At 28.8% G+C, this 19169-nt stretch carries 20 protein-coding genes; 16 read left to right on the forward strand and 4 right to left on the reverse strand.

Annotated features, from left to right (window positions below; genetic code table 11):
- Nucleotides 1-18: 18 nt before the first annotated feature.
- From BPP43_RS10255 to rarD, 4 genes are all read left to right on the forward strand, one after another.
- Nucleotides 19-1035: a hypothetical protein gene (locus BPP43_RS10255; RefSeq protein WP_013243790.1), complete on the forward strand. Its 1017-nt coding sequence runs from the start codon at nt 19-21 to the stop codon at nt 1033-1035.
- Between the two features lie 158 nt (nt 1036-1193).
- Nucleotides 1194-1790 carry a superoxide dismutase gene (locus BPP43_RS10260; RefSeq protein ID WP_013243789.1) on the forward strand — a complete coding sequence of 199 codons (597 nt, stop codon included), beginning with the start codon at nt 1194-1196 and terminating at the stop codon, nt 1788-1790.
- Between the two features lie 36 nt (nt 1791-1826).
- The gene (rbr, locus tag BPP43_RS10265; protein ID WP_013243788.1) at nt 1827-2363 is read left to right on the forward strand and encodes a rubrerythrin; all 537 of its coding nucleotides are present in this window, start codon (nt 1827-1829) and stop codon (nt 2361-2363) included.
- 139 nt (nt 2364-2502) lie between these two features.
- Nucleotides 2503-3363 (forward strand): EamA family transporter RarD, encoded by an 861-nt coding sequence (gene rarD / locus BPP43_RS10270; protein ID WP_015274891.1) that lies wholly within the window; start codon nt 2503-2505, stop codon nt 3361-3363.
- A gap of 79 nt (nt 3364-3442) precedes the next feature.
- Here the strand turns inward: rarD and fabV are convergent, their stop codons facing one another.
- A complete protein-coding gene (gene fabV / locus BPP43_RS10275) occupies nt 3443-4618 on the reverse strand; it encodes an enoyl-ACP reductase FabV (RefSeq protein ID WP_013243786.1) in 1176 nt (391 codons plus the stop codon).
- Between the two features lie 151 nt (nt 4619-4769).
- Here fabV and BPP43_RS10280 point away from each other — a divergent pair, with 151 nt between their 5' ends.
- Nucleotides 4770-5726 carry an FkbM family methyltransferase gene (locus BPP43_RS10280; RefSeq protein ID WP_217284017.1) on the forward strand — a complete coding sequence of 319 codons (957 nt, stop codon included), beginning with the start codon at nt 4770-4772 and terminating at the stop codon, nt 5724-5726.
- A 36-nt stretch (nt 5727-5762) separates the two neighbouring features.
- Here BPP43_RS10280 and BPP43_RS10285 read toward each other — a convergent pair whose 3' ends face one another.
- Nucleotides 5763-5972, reverse strand: a complete 210-nt coding sequence (locus BPP43_RS10285; protein ID WP_014933747.1) for a DUF2905 domain-containing protein — start codon at nt 5970-5972, stop codon at nt 5763-5765.
- A gap of 30 nt (nt 5973-6002) precedes the next feature.
- Complete coding sequence (locus BPP43_RS10290; protein ID WP_013243783.1) at nt 6003-6689, reverse strand: potassium channel family protein; 687 nt, start codon at nt 6687-6689, stop codon at nt 6003-6005.
- 221 nt (nt 6690-6910) lie between these two features.
- Between BPP43_RS10290 and BPP43_RS10295 the strand changes: the two genes are divergently transcribed.
- The 11 genes from BPP43_RS10295 to priA all read left to right on the forward strand — a co-directional run bounded on the left by BPP43_RS10295 (nt 6911) and on the right by priA (nt 18525).
- Nucleotides 6911-7417, forward strand: a complete 507-nt coding sequence (locus BPP43_RS10295; RefSeq protein ID WP_014935424.1) for a hypothetical protein — start codon at nt 6911-6913, stop codon at nt 7415-7417.
- 20 nt (nt 7418-7437) lie between these two features.
- Nucleotides 7438-8217 carry an SDR family NAD(P)-dependent oxidoreductase gene (locus tag BPP43_RS10300; RefSeq protein WP_013243781.1) on the forward strand — a complete coding sequence of 260 codons (780 nt, stop codon included), beginning with the start codon at nt 7438-7440 and terminating at the stop codon, nt 8215-8217.
- A gap of 30 nt (nt 8218-8247) precedes the next feature.
- Nucleotides 8248-9825 (forward strand): hypothetical protein, encoded by a 1578-nt coding sequence (locus BPP43_RS10305; RefSeq protein WP_015274893.1) that lies wholly within the window; start codon nt 8248-8250, stop codon nt 9823-9825.
- A gap of 322 nt (nt 9826-10147) precedes the next feature.
- Nucleotides 10148-11077: a lysophospholipid acyltransferase family protein gene (locus BPP43_RS10310; RefSeq protein ID WP_015274894.1), complete on the forward strand. Its 930-nt coding sequence runs from the start codon at nt 10148-10150 to the stop codon at nt 11075-11077.
- 109 nt (nt 11078-11186) lie between these two features.
- Entirely contained in the window at nt 11187-12695 is a 1509-nt protein-coding gene (locus BPP43_RS10315) for a Do family serine endopeptidase (RefSeq protein WP_013243778.1), read from the forward strand.
- 521 nt (nt 12696-13216) lie between these two features.
- Complete coding sequence (truA, locus tag BPP43_RS10320) at nt 13217-13960, forward strand: tRNA pseudouridine(38-40) synthase TruA (RefSeq protein WP_013243777.1); 744 nt, start codon at nt 13217-13219, stop codon at nt 13958-13960.
- A 41-nt stretch (nt 13961-14001) separates the two neighbouring features.
- Complete coding sequence (aroF, locus tag BPP43_RS10325) at nt 14002-15045, forward strand: 3-deoxy-7-phosphoheptulonate synthase (protein ID WP_013243776.1); 1044 nt, start codon at nt 14002-14004, stop codon at nt 15043-15045.
- A 208-nt stretch (nt 15046-15253) separates the two neighbouring features.
- Nucleotides 15254-15709 (forward strand): 50S ribosomal protein L13, encoded by a 456-nt coding sequence (rplM, locus tag BPP43_RS10330; RefSeq protein ID WP_013243775.1) that lies wholly within the window; start codon nt 15254-15256, stop codon nt 15707-15709.
- A 14-nt stretch (nt 15710-15723) separates the two neighbouring features.
- Nucleotides 15724-16122, forward strand: coding sequence for a 30S ribosomal protein S9 (rpsI, locus tag BPP43_RS10335; RefSeq protein WP_013243774.1), 399 nt, complete (start codon nt 15724-15726; stop codon nt 16120-16122).
- A gap of 43 nt (nt 16123-16165) precedes the next feature.
- Nucleotides 16166-16531 (forward strand): TraR/DksA family transcriptional regulator, encoded by a 366-nt coding sequence (locus BPP43_RS10340; protein ID WP_013243773.1) that lies wholly within the window; start codon nt 16166-16168, stop codon nt 16529-16531.
- Nucleotides 16531-18525, forward strand: coding sequence for a replication restart helicase PriA (gene priA / locus BPP43_RS10345; RefSeq protein WP_013243772.1), 1995 nt, complete (start codon nt 16531-16533; stop codon nt 18523-18525). Before BPP43_RS10340 ends, priA begins: the two co-directional genes overlap by 1 nt.
- Here priA and BPP43_RS10350 read toward each other — a convergent pair.
- Nucleotides 18522-19130, reverse strand: a complete 609-nt coding sequence (locus BPP43_RS10350; RefSeq protein WP_013243771.1) for a response regulator — start codon at nt 19128-19130, stop codon at nt 18522-18524. The two genes, priA and BPP43_RS10350, sit on opposite strands and share 4 nt — an antisense overlap.
- Nucleotides 19131-19169: the final 39 nt, after the last annotated feature.

Below are 19169 nucleotides of genomic sequence, written 5' to 3' on the forward strand. Positions count from 1 at the left end.
AACCTATAGGAGTTATACATGAAAAAGTTATTTCTTGTATTAAGTGTAATGATTTTATCATTAAATCTTGTTTATGCTCAGGATGAAGCACAACAAACTACTGAACAGCAGACAACAACTCAAGAGCAAAATACTGATACTGCAGAAAATACTAATACTGTAGAAGGTATAGTGCCTTTCTCACCTAATTTTGCTGATTTGAGAAATGTAGATGATGCTAATTTAGATAAAGAGTATAATATTCTTCAAACTAATTTAAATATTATAAGAGATGATTATCTTTTTAGAGTATTATATAAAGCTAATAAAATATTACAAAATTATACTAATGTTAATTTTACAGACACTAATGAAATGTTCTACAATGCTATTAACTATTATGATTTAGTAGCTAGACCTATTTCTACTGATAACAATGTTGATTTGGGTCTTAGAGAAATTTATAAAGCTATAGATTTATATAATAGCATACGTCCTACTTATGAAATATTAGGAAAAACTAATGAACTTGCTAAAACTGATTATGAATTAAATCTTTATGCTGGTATACTTAATTTATTTAAAGGTTCTCCTAGCTATTATTCAATGAGCAGATATCACTTTAATAAAGCTTTAGAAAATGAAGTAAATAATCAGAACTCTGCTAGCAATTTAATAATGCTTAATACTTATTTAGCTGGAGTTAATTATTTATTAGCTAATAATGGAAATACTGGAGATATTAGAAAAGTTTATTATCTTAATGAAATGTTCAATAACTTATGGGATTTAACTACTTTGAAAAATGAAGATGAAAATATTAAATCTGCTAAGTATAAACTTCTTATCACTAAATATCATAAAGTGTTATATACAACTTCTGATAGATTTAAAGCTATATATTCTAAATATTATGATGAGTTAGGTTTTGTATATGCTAATACAGAAGATGAGGTATTATCTAGAGATGTAGCTCCTGTTTATAAAGAGGGAGAAGCAAACGAAGCTAATACAGCAAATAACACTACTACAGAAAATACAGAAACAGCACAATAATAAAATAAAAAAAATAACTTAAGGCATGTCAGTTTTAATTGGCATGCCTTATTAATATATATTACTAATAAGTTAATTGTATTATTTAATAAATACACTTGACATAAATAAAAAATAGTTTAATATTTTTAATGTTTAATAAATAAAGGAGATAAAATATGTTTGAGTTAATGAAATTGCCTTATGGCAAAGAGGACTTAGCACCATATATGTCTTCAAATACTTTAGACTTCCATCATGGTAAGCACTTAAATGCTTATGTAACAACAGTTAATGATTTAGTATCTAAAGACAAATCATTGGAAGGAAAAAGTATAGAGGAATTGATACTTCTTTCTCATAACAATAGTGAAAAACAAGCACTATTTAATAATGCTGGTCAGGTTTATAACCATGAAGAGTTTTTCAAGATGTTAAAAAAAGATGTTGCTATACCTGCTGAAGTAAAAAGTAAAATAGAGGCAGACTTTGGTAGTTTTGATGCTTTTAAAGAAGCATTCACTACAGGCGGTAAAACACAATTTGGTTCTGGCTGGGTATGGTTGGTATTAAATAATGGTAAATTAGAAGTTAGAAAATATGCTAATGCTATGAACCCTATTGCTGATAAAGTACATGGTGTTTTAACTTGCGATGTTTGGGAACATGCTTATTATTTAGATTATCAAAACAGAAGACCTGATTTCCTTACTACTTTTGTAGAGCATTTAGTAAATTGGGATTATGTTGCAGAAAGATTAAATAAAGCAAAATAACTTAATTTTTAATTATACAATTTAAGGAGAAATAAAATGAAAGATTTAAAAGGAACAAAAACAGAAAAGAACTTACATGATGCTTTTGCTGGCGAATCTATGGCTAGGAACAAGTATACATATTTTGCAAGCGTTGCTAGAAATGAAGGTTATGAGCAAATAGCTGCAATATTCCTTGAAACTGCAGAAAATGAAAGAGAACACGCTAAAGTTCATTTTAAATATCTTAATGGTATAGGTGATACTCTTCAAAACTTACAATCTGCTTGGGAAGGCGAGAACTATGAGTATGAAGAAATGTATCCTACTATGTCTAAAGAAGCTGCTGCTGAAGGTTTCGATGAGATTGCTCATTCTATGAAATTAATCGGTGACGTTGAAAGAGAACATAGAGAGCGTTATGCTAAATTAAGAGAAGCTGTAAAAAATGGTACAGTTTTCAAAAGAAATACTAAAGTTCAATGGAAATGCAGAAACTGCGGATATATATATGAAGGCGAAGCTGCTCCTGAAATTTGTCCTGCTTGTAAACATGCTAAAAAATTCTTTGAAGTTAGAGTTGAAAGCTATTAATTTATAATAATTAATTAAAAATAATAGGGGGCTTGAATAAGGCCTCCTTTTTTTATTTTTATTTTAAAATATTATATTGAAAATATTTAAATTGAGTTTATTATATTTCAAAAATTTAAAATGGAATATTAATTAACTTATGTCAAACAATAACAATAAATCTATTTTTCTTGCGGCTAGTGCTTATATAATGTGGGGACTTCTTCCTATATATTGGAAGGCTGTTCAGAACTTTGATTCCGCTTTTGTGCTTGGAGTGAGAGTTATCACTACTTTTATATTTACTCTTATTATAATAATATTTAAAAAAGCTAATTTATACAGAGGAATAAAACCTCTTGTTTTAATTTTTATAGCAGGTATTTTTCTTGGTCTTAATTGGTATTTATATATTTATACTGTAAACTCTGGTAATGTATTAGAGGCAGGGCTTGCTTATTATATAGCTCCTATTTTAAGCATATTAATAGGCATAATATTTTTTAGAGAGAAAAAGACTGTATTAGAATATTTAGCTATTGTTTTAATGTTTATTGGTATGATATATCAAACTATTACATTGGGCAAGCCTCCTATAATGGCATTTTTTATAGGTTTAACTTTTTCTGTATATGGAATATTAAAAAAGATGACTATATATTCTGGTTGGGAGAGTTTATTTTTAGAGACTTTATCTATATTAATACCTTCAATTATTATATCTAAACTTTATTTTCCAGCTACGCCTCAGCCTACTAATACTTGGATAACTTTAATGTTTGCAGGAGTGGCAACAGGTATACCATTATACTTATATGCAAAAGCTGCTAAATCTTTAGAGGTTTCTACTTTAGGTTTTTTGCAATTTTTTGTTCCTTTGCTTGCAACGTTGCTTGCTATATTTGTATATAAAGAAGAGTTGAATTTTAATAGAGCTATTACATTAGCAATTATTATATTAGCAGCTATTCTTTACGCTGTATCAATATTTAGAAAATCTAAAGCTAATAAAAAATTATAACTTTATAAATAATTTAAAAAAGAAAAAGGGCTATACAAAAAGTAAAGCCCTTAATTAATAATTTGTTTATTATAAAAAATTATATTTCTACATCTTTAGAATAATCTATTCCCTCAACTTCAAATCCATGCATATTCATATAATCTTTTCTAAACATAGACATATCAGCCAACTCTTTTAAATTATCCTGATTAAGTATTTTCCAAGCATTCAATACTTCTTCTTGAACATCTTTTTTAAGCTCCCAATCATCAAGTCTAATTCTATTAACAGAGTCTAAAGGTATATCGCCTCCATTATATAATTTATCACTTAATAACCTATACATCTGTTCAATACAGCCTTCATGTAAGCCTTTAGCCTTCATTATTTTAAATAATATTCCAATATAAAGAGGAACAGTAGGTATAACAGAAGAAGCTCTTGTTACAACAGCCTTGTTAACAGATATATAAGCATGTCCGTTTATCTTTTTTTGCATATTTTTATCAAGTCTATGAGCTGTGCTTTCTATATCATCTTTAGCTCTTCCAATAGTTCCTTCTCTATAAACTGCTTTAGTTATTTCTGGTCCTATATAAGAATAAGCTATATTAATAGCATTTTCTGCAAGCATATCTGCTTCAAGTAAAGCATTAGTCCAAAGCTCCCAGTCTTCACCGCCCATAACTTTTACAGTATTTTTTATATCATCATCATTTGCAGGTTCTATAGAAACATTTAATAACTCTTCAGTCATAAAATCTATTCCCATACCCTCATATTTTTTACCTATAGGCTTTAATGCAGAACGATATAAAGTACCTGTTTTTTCATCTGTTCTCACAGGAGCAGCCAAACTATATATAAATAAATCTATCTTTCCGTCAAAAAACTTTTTAGCCTCTTTTATTACCTCTTCTTTTGAAGCATTTAAAAAAGCGTCCAAATTAAGACTTAACTCTTCTATACCATCTCTTTTAGCAAACTCACTGAAAGCCATATTATTATACCAGCCAGGTGTAGCTGTTCTTCTTTCTGTAGCTGCTTTCTCTAATGAAACTCCCATAGTTTTAGCTCCAAGTCCATAAGCTATAGCAATTCTGCTTGCAAGACCATATCCTCCAGAGCTTCCTAATATAAGAGCATTTTTTACATTTGATTTTATTTTTCCTTTAGATTTTACATAGTTTATTTGATTTTCTACCTCTTTCCTGCATCCTAATGGGTGAGCTGTAGTACATATATTATTCAATATTTTAGGTGCTACTATCATTTATGCATCTCCTTTAATAGTATTATTATCTTAAATATACATATACTTTATAATAGAATTGTATTTTTTTCAATAAAATAAAATTTATAATAATAGTTAGATAAATATTTTTTATATGTTATACTATAAGAAAAACTTTTATGGCATTTTTATGAGTGTATCTAATGAATTATTAACTGATTGCAGAAAAAAGCTTGGAAACAAATTTACAAAAGAGTTTATAGAAGAAAAAGAAAATAGCGACAGTTTTATAAAGGCATTGATTAATACAGATAATTTTGATATTTTTTATAGTATGCTTGAAGAAGATTATTCAAAAAATATTTTTAAGAAAATTGTATTATATAGATATATGCTTGCCTTTTATAGCGATGCGTATACTAATATAAATAAAAAAATAAAGTTAAGCATGAAATATGGAATTATAAACATATTTTTTTGGGGAATAAAGAGGGTATTATTTTATTTAAAAAAGCATAAATATCCTAATGAAATAGAGAATTTTTTGTTGTTTTATATATTTGGTTTAGAGCAGTATAATGTAAAAGATGTATTTGAAGTGAAAGGAGATAATGTATTATTTGATGTTGGTGCTTGGAAGGGGGACAGCACTTACTTTTTTTCTAAGAGAAGCTCTAATAATGCTAAAATATATGCTTTTGAACCTGATAATAATGCTTACAATGTTCTTAAAAATATTAAAGATAAATATAATCTTAATAATGTAATATTAGAAAATGAGATTTTTTTAGATTATGAGAGAGATATAGATTTTGTTTCTATGACTCCTAACACTCCTACAATAAAAAAGCATGCTATTACTTTGGATATGTTTGTAGATAGAAATAACATAAAAAAAATTGATTATATAAAGATGGATGTTGAAGGAGCCGAACAGAAAATTTTAGAGGGTGCTGTAAACACAATAAAAAAATATAGACCAAGTTTAGCAGTTGCAATTTATCATGGAGGGGAGCTTTTTATGGAAGATTTTTTTAAGATTCCAGTATTTATAAAAACTATTGCTGATGATTATGAGTATTATATAAGAAGCTATTCACCTTGGGGAGGGGAGACAATTCTTTTTTGCAAGCCTAAAGAAAAATAAATAAAAAAATATATATATATTAATACAATATTTTTATTAGAATTTAGAGATTATCCACATTATAAAAGATAATACTATACTCGCTATTATAGAAGTTACTATTGGGAAGACAAAGGTGAAATTTTCTTTTTTTATTACAATATCACCAGGAAGTTTTCCAATTGGAATTTTTAATAATATTAATATGCCTATTATTATAGCAATGATTCCTACAACAATAAGCATTTTTGCAAAGTAGTTATTCATTATATTGCTCTTTAAATTATATATAAAAAATTATTCAGAAAGTTTTCTATTTAATTTTTCTATATCTTTATCATGTCCGGCTATTACAAGTATATCTCCCTCAACCATAGATTCATCAGGGTCTGGAGTACAATCAACTATAATCTTTTTCTCTCCTAATATACTAGTTGTTTCTTTTTTTATAGCTACAACATTGATTTTATATTTTTTTCTCAAATCAAGTTCTTTTAAGTTTTTACCTGCAAGCCCAGCATGCACAGGAAACTCTACTATAGAGTGATATTCAGTTAAGTCATATAAAAGCAGAGAATCTCCAACTTCAAGCTGTTCTGCTATATGTATACCCATAGATTCTTCTGGGCTTACAAGGTGTGTGATTCCTATTTTACTTAATATTGCTTTATGTCTTTCATCAGAATATCTTGCTATTATATTTTTTACATTTAATTCTTTTAATATTAGTGAAGTTAATATGCTTGTCATAATATCTTCACCTATAGTAACTATAACAGCATCGAATTTATTAATTTCTATAGCCTCTAATGCTTCTCTTTGAGTAGAATCTAATTTCATAGCCTGAGTAACACTATTTTTTATAGCTTCTATTTCATTGATGTCATTATCTATTGCCAATACTTCTATTGAAGGTTTATTCATTAATCTATTTATTAGAGCCTTACCTAAAGTACCAACTCCTATAACAGCATATTGTAGCATTTGAATACCTCTATAAAAATAATTTTTTTAATTTTAAAATTTAGTTTAAATATGTTTTTATTATAGTTTAATATAAAAAATTGTCAAAAACAAAATTAAAATATAAGTGTCATATGTGTAATTATACAATATTAAATTTTGATTTACACTATTGCAATCATATTATTAATATATATAATATTAGATATAGTTATATTATGAAAGAATTGGAGGTACACTATATGAAAAATAAACAATTATACTTGATTATAACTATTATGATGATGATAGTATTATCTTCTTGCGGAACTGGAGTTAGCAGAAACAATCCTGAAGGTTGGATAAATGATGATACTTTTAGGGTAATGGGAATGGGTTCTCCTAGTGAAGATATAGATACTGATGATAAGTTTAGAAGAGAAGTTGCATCAAGACAGGCTGCAGAGCTAGATGCTAAAAATAAAATAGTAGCTAAAATAGTTGGTTCTTATGTAGAATCTTTAAGCTCTACAGAAAAAGGTATGATAGATGAGTATGTAATACAAGAGAGAGTTGCAGGAAGAGTGAGAGGGGTATCTATAGTTGAGAGCAAATGGGATTCTAAACAAAACTGTACTGTTGTTGCTGAATTATATTCAAAAGGGTTAAAAAAACAAATGGATACTTTAATTTCAAAATATCTTCAAGAGGTTGGTATGCAATATACTGCTGAAGATGTTGCTGGCAGAATAAGAACTTATGAGCAATAAATAATTATAAAGGCGCTTTTATGTATAAAGAGGATATTAAAGGAAGATTAGCTTTTATATCTGGAGCTAGTGCTGGTATTGGTGAAGCGGTTGCTAAGATGCTTGCTTCTAATGGCGTTAATCTTATTTTAACAGCTAGGAGAATTGAGAAATTAGAGTCTCTAAAAAGTATGTTGGAAAAAGATTATAATGTAAAAGTAAAGGTTATAAAAGTAGATTATGCTGATACCAATAGTATAAAAAATGCTGTATCTTCATTAGAAAATGAATGGAAGAATATAGATATACTTATTAATAATGCAGGACTTGCTTTAGGTAAGGATTATTTTTACAACAATGATATAGAAGACAGCTTACAGATGATAAGAGTAAACTGCGAAGGCTTAATAGTATTAACTAGAATGATAATACCTTTAATGCTTAACAGTAAAAATGCTGATATCATTAATTTAGCTTCCACTGCTGCAGATGAAGCATATTTTGGCGGAGCTATTTATTGTTCTAGTAAATCTTTTGTAGAGATGTTTGGAGATGTTTTAAGAGTTGAATTAATAGACAAACCTATAAGGGTAACAAATATAAAGCCAGGTGCGGTAAACACAGAGTTTTCTACAGTTAGATTTAAAGGAGATAAAGAGAAGGCTGATAATGTTTACAAGGGTTTTGACCCTTTATATGCAGAAGATATAGCCGATAATATAGAATACGTTATTACTAGAAAAAGACATGTTCAAATATCTAGTATGACTATTTTAGCAGGTAATCAGGCTACAGCCACTATGATACATAGGGGTAAATAAAATATATTATATTTTTAGGAGTTATTTTCTATGGGTGATATAGATAATACTAGAAATAGATTAAAGCTGGATAATCTTAAAGAAGATGACAGAAGAAATTTATTTAATAAATTTGTAGATGCAGGCGGTGAGGTAGTAACTAATAGAAAAAAACAAACCGCTTCAGATTCTTCATCTAGCAGAAAAACTACTCCTAATAATTATAATAAGCCTAAAAATAATTATCCTAATAATAATACGCCAAGAGGAAATTACGTTTATACTAATACACCTCAATCTACTAAAAAAGAAAAGCCAAACAATACATTAATTGTAAAAAAACAAAAAAGTATGTTTTTAGGTTTAAAATTATGGTTAGATGCTTTATCTAGTAAAACCATAACAACATTTGGCGGAAATGTACATAATAAGTTTTTGGGATTTATAGATAAGAGTGTTATTTCAGCATTTTTAGAAATGGATACTCTTATATTCAATGCTTTAAATCCAATAGATGATAATTCTTTAGAGCCTAAAAGTAAAAAAGAAAAAATATTAGCTCAATTTTCTAATGATTTAGAAGATATTGAACTTTTGGAACGTATAAGAGACCAGTATGATGAAAATATTTATAAAACTTTTTTAAGACAATATAAAGATTTACATTCTCCTACAAAAGCAAGCAGTTATGTTAATGAACTTAAAGCTATGTTTAAGCCTCTATATATTTTGCATGCTTATTCTTCAAAATTAAAACTAGCTGGTGAAAAGGCTTTAATTGCATATTCTATAGTTGACAATATTAGCAAAGGTGTTATTAATCCTAGAATATCTAATTTTAAAAAAGATGTTGATTTAATATATTCAAAATATTATCCAAAATTATTTTCTTTACTTCAGTATGCCTGCAAAGAAAAGTTAGAAACATTATCTGATATTAATAATTTTCTAGGAATTACAGAAACAGATATAGTTGGATATTATACTAAATTAAAAAAAGAAAGAGATTTAAAGCTTAAAGAAGAAACTACAAAACAGCAGAAAGAAGAAACAAAAGATACTAAAACTTCTGAAGATAATGAAGAAGAGAAATTAATGAAAATAGAATCTATTGGTGTAAAACTTATAGAGAAAGTAGTTTCATTTAGAAAGGCAGATAATAATATAGAGATAGAAGGCGACCCTTTTTTCAATGTATCAGATGATGATAAAATATACAGAATAAAAGTGTTATTAGATTTTTTAGATAGAGAGTATTCTGTATTATTTGTTTCTAATAAAGTAAAATATAATTTGCTTTATGATAATTTGGTTAGAACAGATTATAAGAGTGATTTTAATAATATCTTTTTATCATTATCAGATTCTAATTCTAGATTTTTAGAGTATAGCGATATGTGTAAGAATGCTTTAAAAGTAGAACGAGATACATCTCTTAGATTTGAGCAGAGGGTATCAATGCTAGCTGAAAAAAATGGACAAATATCTTATACTGCTAAAAACTTAAAATCGCATATAGTTTCTATTATATCATCTTTAAAAAAGAAATTAGATAAATTATTATTAGATAAAGTAGAGAGAGAGAGAATAATAGCAAACCCTAATGACATATTAACTTTCTTTTCTTGATGTCAGCGGCAGTAAAAAAAGGATACAAGGATATAATGTATTAAAAGCTTTAACAGAGGCTTATTATTTTGTATCTGGTTTTTATTATTTAATTACATCAGGGGAATTATCTGGTGCTGGAATATTAATAGAAGGCTCTAAAAAAGCAGAAGAATATAATAATAAAAAAGATGAAGATAATAATGTTAATAATGATGAAAAAAAAGATGATTTAGACGATAATTTAAAAAGGTTAGAAAAAGAATATACAAATGATGAGGTATCTGAGTCAAAAGAAGAAAATAGTGATGATGATGCTAGCGGAAATAGTCAGGAGTAGGAATTGGCTTACAAATCGAAAAAAATTATTATGCTTGAATATATTCCATTAAGAGTTTTAATGGAGTTTATATCATTTTTTCCTTATATTTTTGTGATATTTTTTGCAAAGATTATAGGGATTTTAATGTTTTATGTAGCTCCAGGAAGTAGAAAGGTTGCTTTAATTAATTTGAAGCAGGCTTTTCCAGAAAAATCTTATTTGGAGAGAAGGCTTATTGCTAGGCGTTCTATGAAATCTATGATGATGACTTTTGCTGAGTTTATAAAGGCTTCAAGAATGTCTGATGAAGAGATATTAAAACGTATAAAGATAGAAGGCAAAGATATATTTGATAAGGCTCTTGAGGAAAATAAGGGTATAGTAGCAATTACTGGACATATTGGCAATTGGGAATATATAGCTTCATATTTTGGTATTAAGGGGTATAATCCTAGTGTTATAGTGAGACCTTTAGATAACCCTAAATTAGATGTTTATATGAAGTCGTGGAGAGAGAAGAGGGGAGTTAAATGTATTGCTAGAAAAGGGAATTTAAAAGATATATTTTATACATTGAGAGAGAATAAGCCTGTTGCTTTTTTGTGCGATCAGAATTATATAGATGGAATTTATGTTGATTTTTTTGGAGAGAAATGTGCTACTGCAGTTGGACCTATTGCAATGGCTATGAAGACTAAGGCTCCTATAGCTATACTTTATGATGTTCCAGATAGGTATGGTCATCATAAGATAATTGTATCTGAGATAATGTATATAGAAGAGAAAGCAACTAAAGAGGAGACTTTATATCATAATACTCAAAGATATACTAAGAAGTTAGAGGATATTATAAGGAAATATCCTGAGAATTGGCTTTGGGTGCATCCTAGATGGAATACTCGTCCTAATGGAGAGCCTGAAATTTTTTACAAGCATAATAATTATAGATAAGTTTTTACTTTACTTTTTTATAATAGGTTTATATAGTGAAATCATCATTCAATCAATATAGTGAAATTAATTATATAGAAAACCACAATTATAGGAGGTAGTTATATATATGAATCAAAATAAAAAATCATTTATGTTTTTTCTCAATCTTGGTCTTACATTTACTTTATTAGGAATAATAATATCATTTTTTATATTTTCTTATGAAAAGAATTCTAAAGACGGCGATTTTGTTGTACATGCTCAAGCTGCACCAGAGAAGGCTGCTTTTAATGGTTCTTTAGACGGGGCTTTAGAGGTTGAGAGTGCTATTAGGGAAGTTGTTGATAAGAATATGCCTGCAGTTGTTAATATATCTACAGAAATTGAATCTGGACAAACTTATGAAGATAGATATGCTGATGAGTTTTTTAGATTTTTCTTTGGAGACCAAGTGCCTAGACAAAGAAGAAGTCAAAAATCTTTAGGAAGCGGTTTCATAGTTAATGATGAAGGATATGTTCTTTCTAATTACCATGTTGTTAAGGGTGCTACTAAGATTATGGTGCTTTTATATGGTGAAGATGAGGAGTTGCCTGCTAAATTAATAGGCTATGATGAGGCTTATGATTTAGCTTTATTAAAAATTGAATCTGACAGAGTATTTCCTTATGTAGCTTTGGGTGACAGTGATGCTATTGAGCCTGGTGAGTTTGCTATTGCTATTGGTAACCCTTATGGTTTAAACAATACTGTTACTTTTGGTATAGTTAGTGCTAAAGGTAGAAGCGATGTTGGTGCTAATAGATATCAGAGATATATTCAAACAGATGTTGCTATAAACCCAGGTAACTCTGGAGGTCCATTATTTAATATACATGGTCAAGTTATAGGTATTAATACTTTGATATATTCTACTTCTGGCGGAAGCATAGGTATAGGATTTGCTACTCCTATTAATATTGCTACTTCTGTTATGAAGGATTTAAAAGAGAATGGAAAAGTTACTAGAGGATATTTAGGAATATATTTACAAGATATTGATGAAAATCTTTCTAGAGGTTTAAATGTTAAACAAAACTCTGGTGTTTATGTAAGTGAGGTTATACCTAATTCTCCTGCTTCTAAGGGCGGTTTACAAGATGGTGATATTATTGTAGAGTTTGACGGCGAGAGAATGACTAAGAGTGTTGATTTATTTAATAAAGTTGCTACTACTAAAGTTGGAAGCAAAGTTGAAGTTAAATATTTAAGAAACGGAAAAGAGAAAATCACAAGAATTACAATAGAGGCTAGAGAAGAAGATGAAGATGTTGTACCTAGTTCTAATTCATCACAAAGCTCAAGAGATGCTAATGCTTGGATGGGCTTAGATGTTTCTGATGTTACTCCAGAGATATCTCAAAGACTTCAGATTAGAAGCAATGAGAGAGGTGTTGTTGTAGTAAATATGACTCAAAACTCTAAAGCTTATTCTGCAGGACTTAGACCTGGCGATGTAATTAAAGCTATTAATGGAATAACAATATCTAATATTGATGATTATAATAAGTTTGTTAAATCTTATGGTGAAGATAAGTCATTTACAATTACAATAAAACGTTCTAGAATGACTTATGTTATAATTATAGAAGAATAAAACTTATAAAGATATTATTAATTGAGAGCTGGGATATTATGATTTCTCAGCTCTTTTTTTATTATAATTATAATTAATGATAAAATTATAATATATAAGACTTGTTTCAAAACTAAATTAATATATAGTTATACTGTTTAATTTTTAGTATTTTAAATTTATAATTTGGGCTTTGCCCCATGCGAAACGTACCCGTAGGGTAAAACCCCACTTCTTTTGCGACTGAAAGGAGTCCTTCAGGGCGACTGAAAGGAGTCCTTCAGGGCGAACGTAGGAAGTACCTTCGGTATTGGTACAGGAGAAGCCTGCCTACGGCGAGAAGCAAAAAGACTGCTATACATTTAAATTTATTATTATATAACATATAAAACATTGTCTTGTAAGTAAAATTATTTTTATTTTTTCAACTAATTTTATCAAGTACTTTTGAAACAAGTTTATAATTGTTTGTATAATAATTTGACTTAATTTATTATTATAGTATGATTACTCAAATATAATTTTTAATAGTAATAATAATAATGACAAACATAAAAATAACTATACAATATGACGGTACAGATTTTTTTGGCTGGCAGATACAGCCTAATTTGAGAACGGTTCAGGGAGAAATTTACAAAGCGGTTCAAAAAATATATTCAAAAAAAAGCACTATATATGGCTGCGGACGTACTGATGCTGGGGTGCATGCTTTGGGGCAGGTGGCTAATTTTAGAGTTGAAAAAATGCTTGTGCCTATAGAAAGAGTAACCAGGGCTTTAAACTCTGCTCTTCCAAAAGACATAAGAATAATTAAATCTGAAGTTGTAGATGATAGTTTTAATGCTAGGGCTTCTGCTACTTTTAGAGAATATATATATGTAGTTCAAAATAGTGATATATCAGTTCCTTTTTATGAGAGGTATTCTTGGTTTTATAGAAAAAATATTATAAATGAAAAACTTATAAATGAATATGCTAAATATCTTGTAGGAGAGCATAATTTTACATCTTTTTGCTCTACTGAAGATGAGAATGATTCTAAGTTTAGATATATTGAGAGAGTGCGTGCTATAAGAAAGAAAGATACTATATATTTTATTATAAGGGGTAATGCTTTTTTGCATAATATGGTTCGCATTATAGTTGGTACATTGGTTGAGGGGCAAAGAAAGAATATGCCTGTTAATTTTATAGAAGAGATACTAAAAAAAGAGGATAGAACTCTTGCTTTTGTAACTGCTCCTGCTCATGGACTTTATTTTAGAAGGGCTTTTTTTAAATAGAAAATATATATAAATAATATTATTTTTTAAGGAGATTTTTTATGATAGTAGTAATGAAACCAAATGCCAAAGAAGAGCATGTAGAAAGTATTATAGAAAGACTAAAAAATGCAGGACTCGGAATACATAAAAGTGTTGGTGTGGATTATACAGTAATAGGAATGGTGGGGGATACTTCCAAAATAGATAGAGATTTAATAGCATCTTTACCTGGAGTATCAAAAGTTTTAAAAGTACAAGAGCCATTTAAAAGAGCAAATAGAGTATTTAAAAAAGAAGATACTATAGTAGATGTGTCTGGAGTAAAAATAGGTGGAGAGAAACCTGTAATAATAGCAGGACCTTGTTCTGTAGAAAGTGAGGAGCAATTAATAAGTATAGCAAAAAGTGTAAAAGCTTCAGGAGCTTCAATGCTTAGAGGAGGAGCTTTTAAACCTAGAACTTCACCTTATGCTTTTCAGGGTTTAGCACTTGACGGACTTAAAATATTAAAACTTGCAAGAGAGGAGGTTGGCATACCTATTGTAAGTGAAATAGTATCTATTAGACATTTAGAAGATTTTGAAAATACTGTTGATATGATTCAAATAGGTGCAAGAAACATGCAGAACTTCGAGCTTTTAAAAGAAGTGGGAAAATTAAAAAAGCCAATACTTTTAAAAAGAGGCTTAGCTAATACTATAGAAGAATGGCTTATGAGTGCTGAGTATATACTTAATCAGGGTAATGACAATGTGGTATTATGTGAGAGAGGGGTGAGAACATTTGAAACTTACACAAGAAATACTTTTGATGTATCAGCAATACCAGCAATAAAGCGTTTGAGTCATTTACCTGTAATAGGTGACCCTTCGCATGCAAGCGGCAAATCTTGGATGGCACTTCCTTTAACTCTTGCAGCAATTTCTGCAGGTGCTGACGGTATGATTATAGAAGTACATAATGACCCTGAGCATGCTTTATGTGATGGGGCACAGTCTATAAAGCCTGAGGTGTTTGATGATATTATGCAGTCTGTTAATATGATATCTGATACTGTTGCAAAAATAAAAGAAAAACATAATGGTAAAATTTACACTAAATAATTAATTATATGATTTTTTAATATAAAAATATGAAATGTGATTAATATATTATTGTTTTTGTAATTTAAATAAAAAGTATAGAATTTGTAAATTTATGTGAAGTAAACTATAAAAAAATTTGACTTCATTAGGTATTTGTGTTATAATTAATCACTCGTTACATTTTAGAATAAAACCACAATATTTAAAAACGTTTAGAAGGTGTATTATGGATAAGAAAACTTTAAAAACAAAAGATAGTACTTATGTTTTATCCCAAAAAGATATAAAACAAAACTGGCTTATTATAGATGCTAAAGGTAAATCTTTAGGAAGAGTTGCAAGCAGAGCAGCTTATTTATTAAAAGGAAAACATAAAGTTGATTATGCCTACAACTTGGATAATGGTGACTATGTTATTATTATAAATGCTAAAGATATAGTATTAACTGGAAATAAAAAGAAAGGCAAAATACATTACAGACACACAGGTTACCCTGGTGGTATAAAATCTGTAAGCTATGGTGAATTATTAGAAAGAAATCCTGAAAGAATGGTTAAAATAGCTGTTAAGGGTATGCTTTCACATAATCCATTAGGCAGACAGCATCTTAAAAAATTAAAAGTATATGCTGGCAGCGAACATCAGCATGAAGCTAATAAACCTACAGTTGTAAATATATAATTAGGAGTTAAAAAATGGCATCTAAACAATTAACTATATTCACAGGCAAAAGAAAAACTGCTAATGCTAGAGTTCGTATAGCTTTAGGAAGCGGTAAAATTTTAATAAATGGTAAAAATTATGCTGAATATTTCTGTAACAGAGCAGCTTTGCTTAAAGTTGTAGAAGACGCTCTAAAAGTAACAGGAAATTTAGGCAAATATGATGTATATGCTAATGTACGCGGAGGCGGAGTTTCTGCTCAAGCTGATGCAGTTAGACATGGTATAGCTAAAGCCTTAATAGGTGAGAGTCAAGACTTTAGAACTACTTTAAAACGTAATGGTTTCCTTACAAGAGACTCTCGTGTTGTTGAACGTAAAAAATATGGTAGATCTGGTGCTAGAAAGCTATTCCAATTCTCAAAACGTTAATTATATATTATTCGCTTAAAATATTATATAAGGTGTTTAAGAAATGAATGCTAAAAAATTAAAGAAATTTAAAGATTTAATCTTGGAAGAAAAAAGAAAGACTTTAGATGAACTATTAAGCGGTAATGAATCTTATGAAACACTTAAAGAAGAAGCTCATGGAGATTTGGCTGATATAGCTTTTCAGGCATATGAGAAACAAAGTTTAGTATCTTTTTCGCAAAAAGAAAGAGATAAATTAGATATGCTTAATAATGCTCTTAAAAGAATTGAAGATGGTTCTTATGGTAAATGTATAGATTGTAAAGAAGAGATTAATGAAGAGAGATTAACTGCTATACCATATACTTTAAGATGTATTAATTGTATGTCTAAATATGAAGATAAAAAACGCCGTGAAAAAATGTAATGTATGTTAAAGTCGTTTTTAACCTTCCTATAGATAAGGTACTTACATACAAAAAACCCGATGATATAAATGATAGTTTGATAGGTTGTAGGGTTATAGCTCCTATAAGAAATAGAGGAACTAAAGGTATTGTAATAGAAGAAACCGATAGCCTTGATGGAGATTATAAAGTACTGCCTATCACAACTAGAATAGATCTTGAACCTATATGCTCTGAAAATGAATTTAATTTAGCTAAATGGATGAGCAGATATTATCATTCTTCTTATGGTGAGGCATTATTTGCTGCTTTGCCTGCTGGAAATCCTTCAAAAAAGAAAACCACTCCAAAACCAATAAAAGTAAAACAAAAGCCTTATTTAAAGCTTAATGATGAGCAAGAAAGTGTTTTAAATACAATATTAAAAAGCATAGAAGAAGAAAAAAAATCTAAAAGCTTCTTGCTTCATGGTGTTACTGGAAGCGGTAAGACAGAAGTTTATTTACAGGCTATTAAAAGGGTAGTAGATTTAGGTAAACAGGCTATTGTAATACTTCCAGAAATATCACTCACACCTCAAACTATAAAAAGATTTGCTGAAAGATTTGAAGGAAAAATTGCTGTACTTCACAGTAAATTATCTCCAACTGCTAAATATAGATATTGGCAGATGATAAGAAATAATGAGATAAAAATTGTGATAGGGGCAAGAAGTGCTATATTTTCTCCTACTCCTAATCTTGGTATTATAGTGATAGATGAAGAGCATGAAACTAGTTATAAATCTAATGAAACTCCAAGGTATCATGCTAGGCAAATTGCTTTTTATAGAAAAGAGAGAGAAAATGCCACTCTTATTTTAGGAAGTGCTACTCCTTCTCTTGAAAGCTATTATCATGCTTTAAATGGTACTATAGAGCTTCTTACTCTCACTAAAAGAGCAGCATCAATTAATATGCCTGAAGTTAAGATTTTGGATTTAAAAAAAGAAAAGAGGGCTGATTCTTTTCCAATGCTTACCCAAACACTGGTGGAAGAGATTAATAAAAAATTGGAATTAAAAGAGCAAATAATATTATTTCTAAACAGAAAAGGATATGCACCAGTGGTGAGCTGTTCTCATTGCGGAGTGGTGTTGGAATGCCCTAATTGTTCTGTTTCGCTTACCTATCATAAAAAAAAGAATGTTGTTATGTGTCATTACTGCGGTTATACTCAATTTGTAGAGGAGCTATGTGATAAATGTAATATAGGGCATTTTGAGAGAATTGGTACTGGTACAGAAAAAGTTGAGGAGAATCTTAATACTTTATTTCCAAATGCTGTTATAGAGAGAATGGACCAAGAAACTGTCGGCGGCACAAAGAAATACGAAGATATATTTAAAAGATTTGCTGATAGAGAAATAGATATTTTAATTGGCACTCAAATGATAGCTAAGGGGCTTGATTTTCCTAATGTTACTTTGGTTGGCGTGCTGCTTGCCGATATGTCTCTTCATATACCTGATTTTAGAAGTGCTGAGAGAACTTTTAATTTAATAACTCAAGTTGCTGGAAGAAGCGGAAGGGGAGATAAAAAAGGTGTTGTTTATATTCAGGCATTTAATACCAATCATTATGCAGTACTTTATGCTAAAGAGCATGATTATATTTCCTTTTACAATAGAGAAATAGAAAATAGAAAGCATACCGCAGGACTGCCTTATCCTCCTTTTTTGAGACTAGTAAGAATTGTTGTACGTGGAATAGATGCCAAAAAAGTAGAAAGTGATGCCAACATTATAGCAGATTTATCTAGAACTCTCACTTATCAATATACAGAAAAAGTAGAAGTGTTAGGTGCTGTTCCTTGTACTATGAGTAAACTAAATAAATATTATAGATGGAATATATTAATAAAAACAGCTTCTCATTCACTTCTAAAAGAGTTTTTTGAAAGTTTAAATAAATCCTTTATAGCTCAAAAAGGTAACTATATAGAAATTGATATAGACCCTGTTAATATGCTTTAAACATCTATATAAAATCTTAATGCATTTTTTATTCTTGCATTTAATTCATTTTGTCCAACAGGTTTTTGCACATAATCGCAAGCACCCTTTTCAAGACCATTAACTACATCATCTTCATTATATTTTTTAGTGATTATAATAATAAGTGCCATTCTTAAGCTTATTTCTTTTTTTATCTCATCTAATAAATAAAAATAATCCTTATCATCAGACAAATTAATATCCATTAAAATAATATCTGGAAGTATCTTTTTTAATTCATTTAATGGATTTGTTAAATTAGATACTATTGAAACTTCATAATCATTTCTAAGCCATTGTAAATAATTCTTTCTTGTAATTTCAATAGGTTCTATAATTGCTATTTTATATTTAGAGACTTTTCTTTTTAATTTAGCTCTCTTATCTCTTTTGTTGAATGCTAAAAATACTTTTAAATCAGCATATCTAATTTTATATCTTTTTCCAGGTGTAACATCAGCTTTAAGTCCATAATGTCTTACCCAATAATTTACAGTTGTTCTCGATACTCCTAATATTTTTGACACGTCTATTGGAGAGAGCAAATCATCATCTTCATATATAACATTTTTATCAAAGTCCATTAACCTTCCTTTAATTTTTAATAAATAATATAAAAAAGA

The sequence above is a fragment of the Brachyspira pilosicoli P43/6/78 genome, assembly GCF_000325665.1.
In the GTDB taxonomy this organism is placed as follows: domain Bacteria; phylum Spirochaetota; class Brachyspiria; order Brachyspirales; family Brachyspiraceae; genus Brachyspira; species Brachyspira pilosicoli.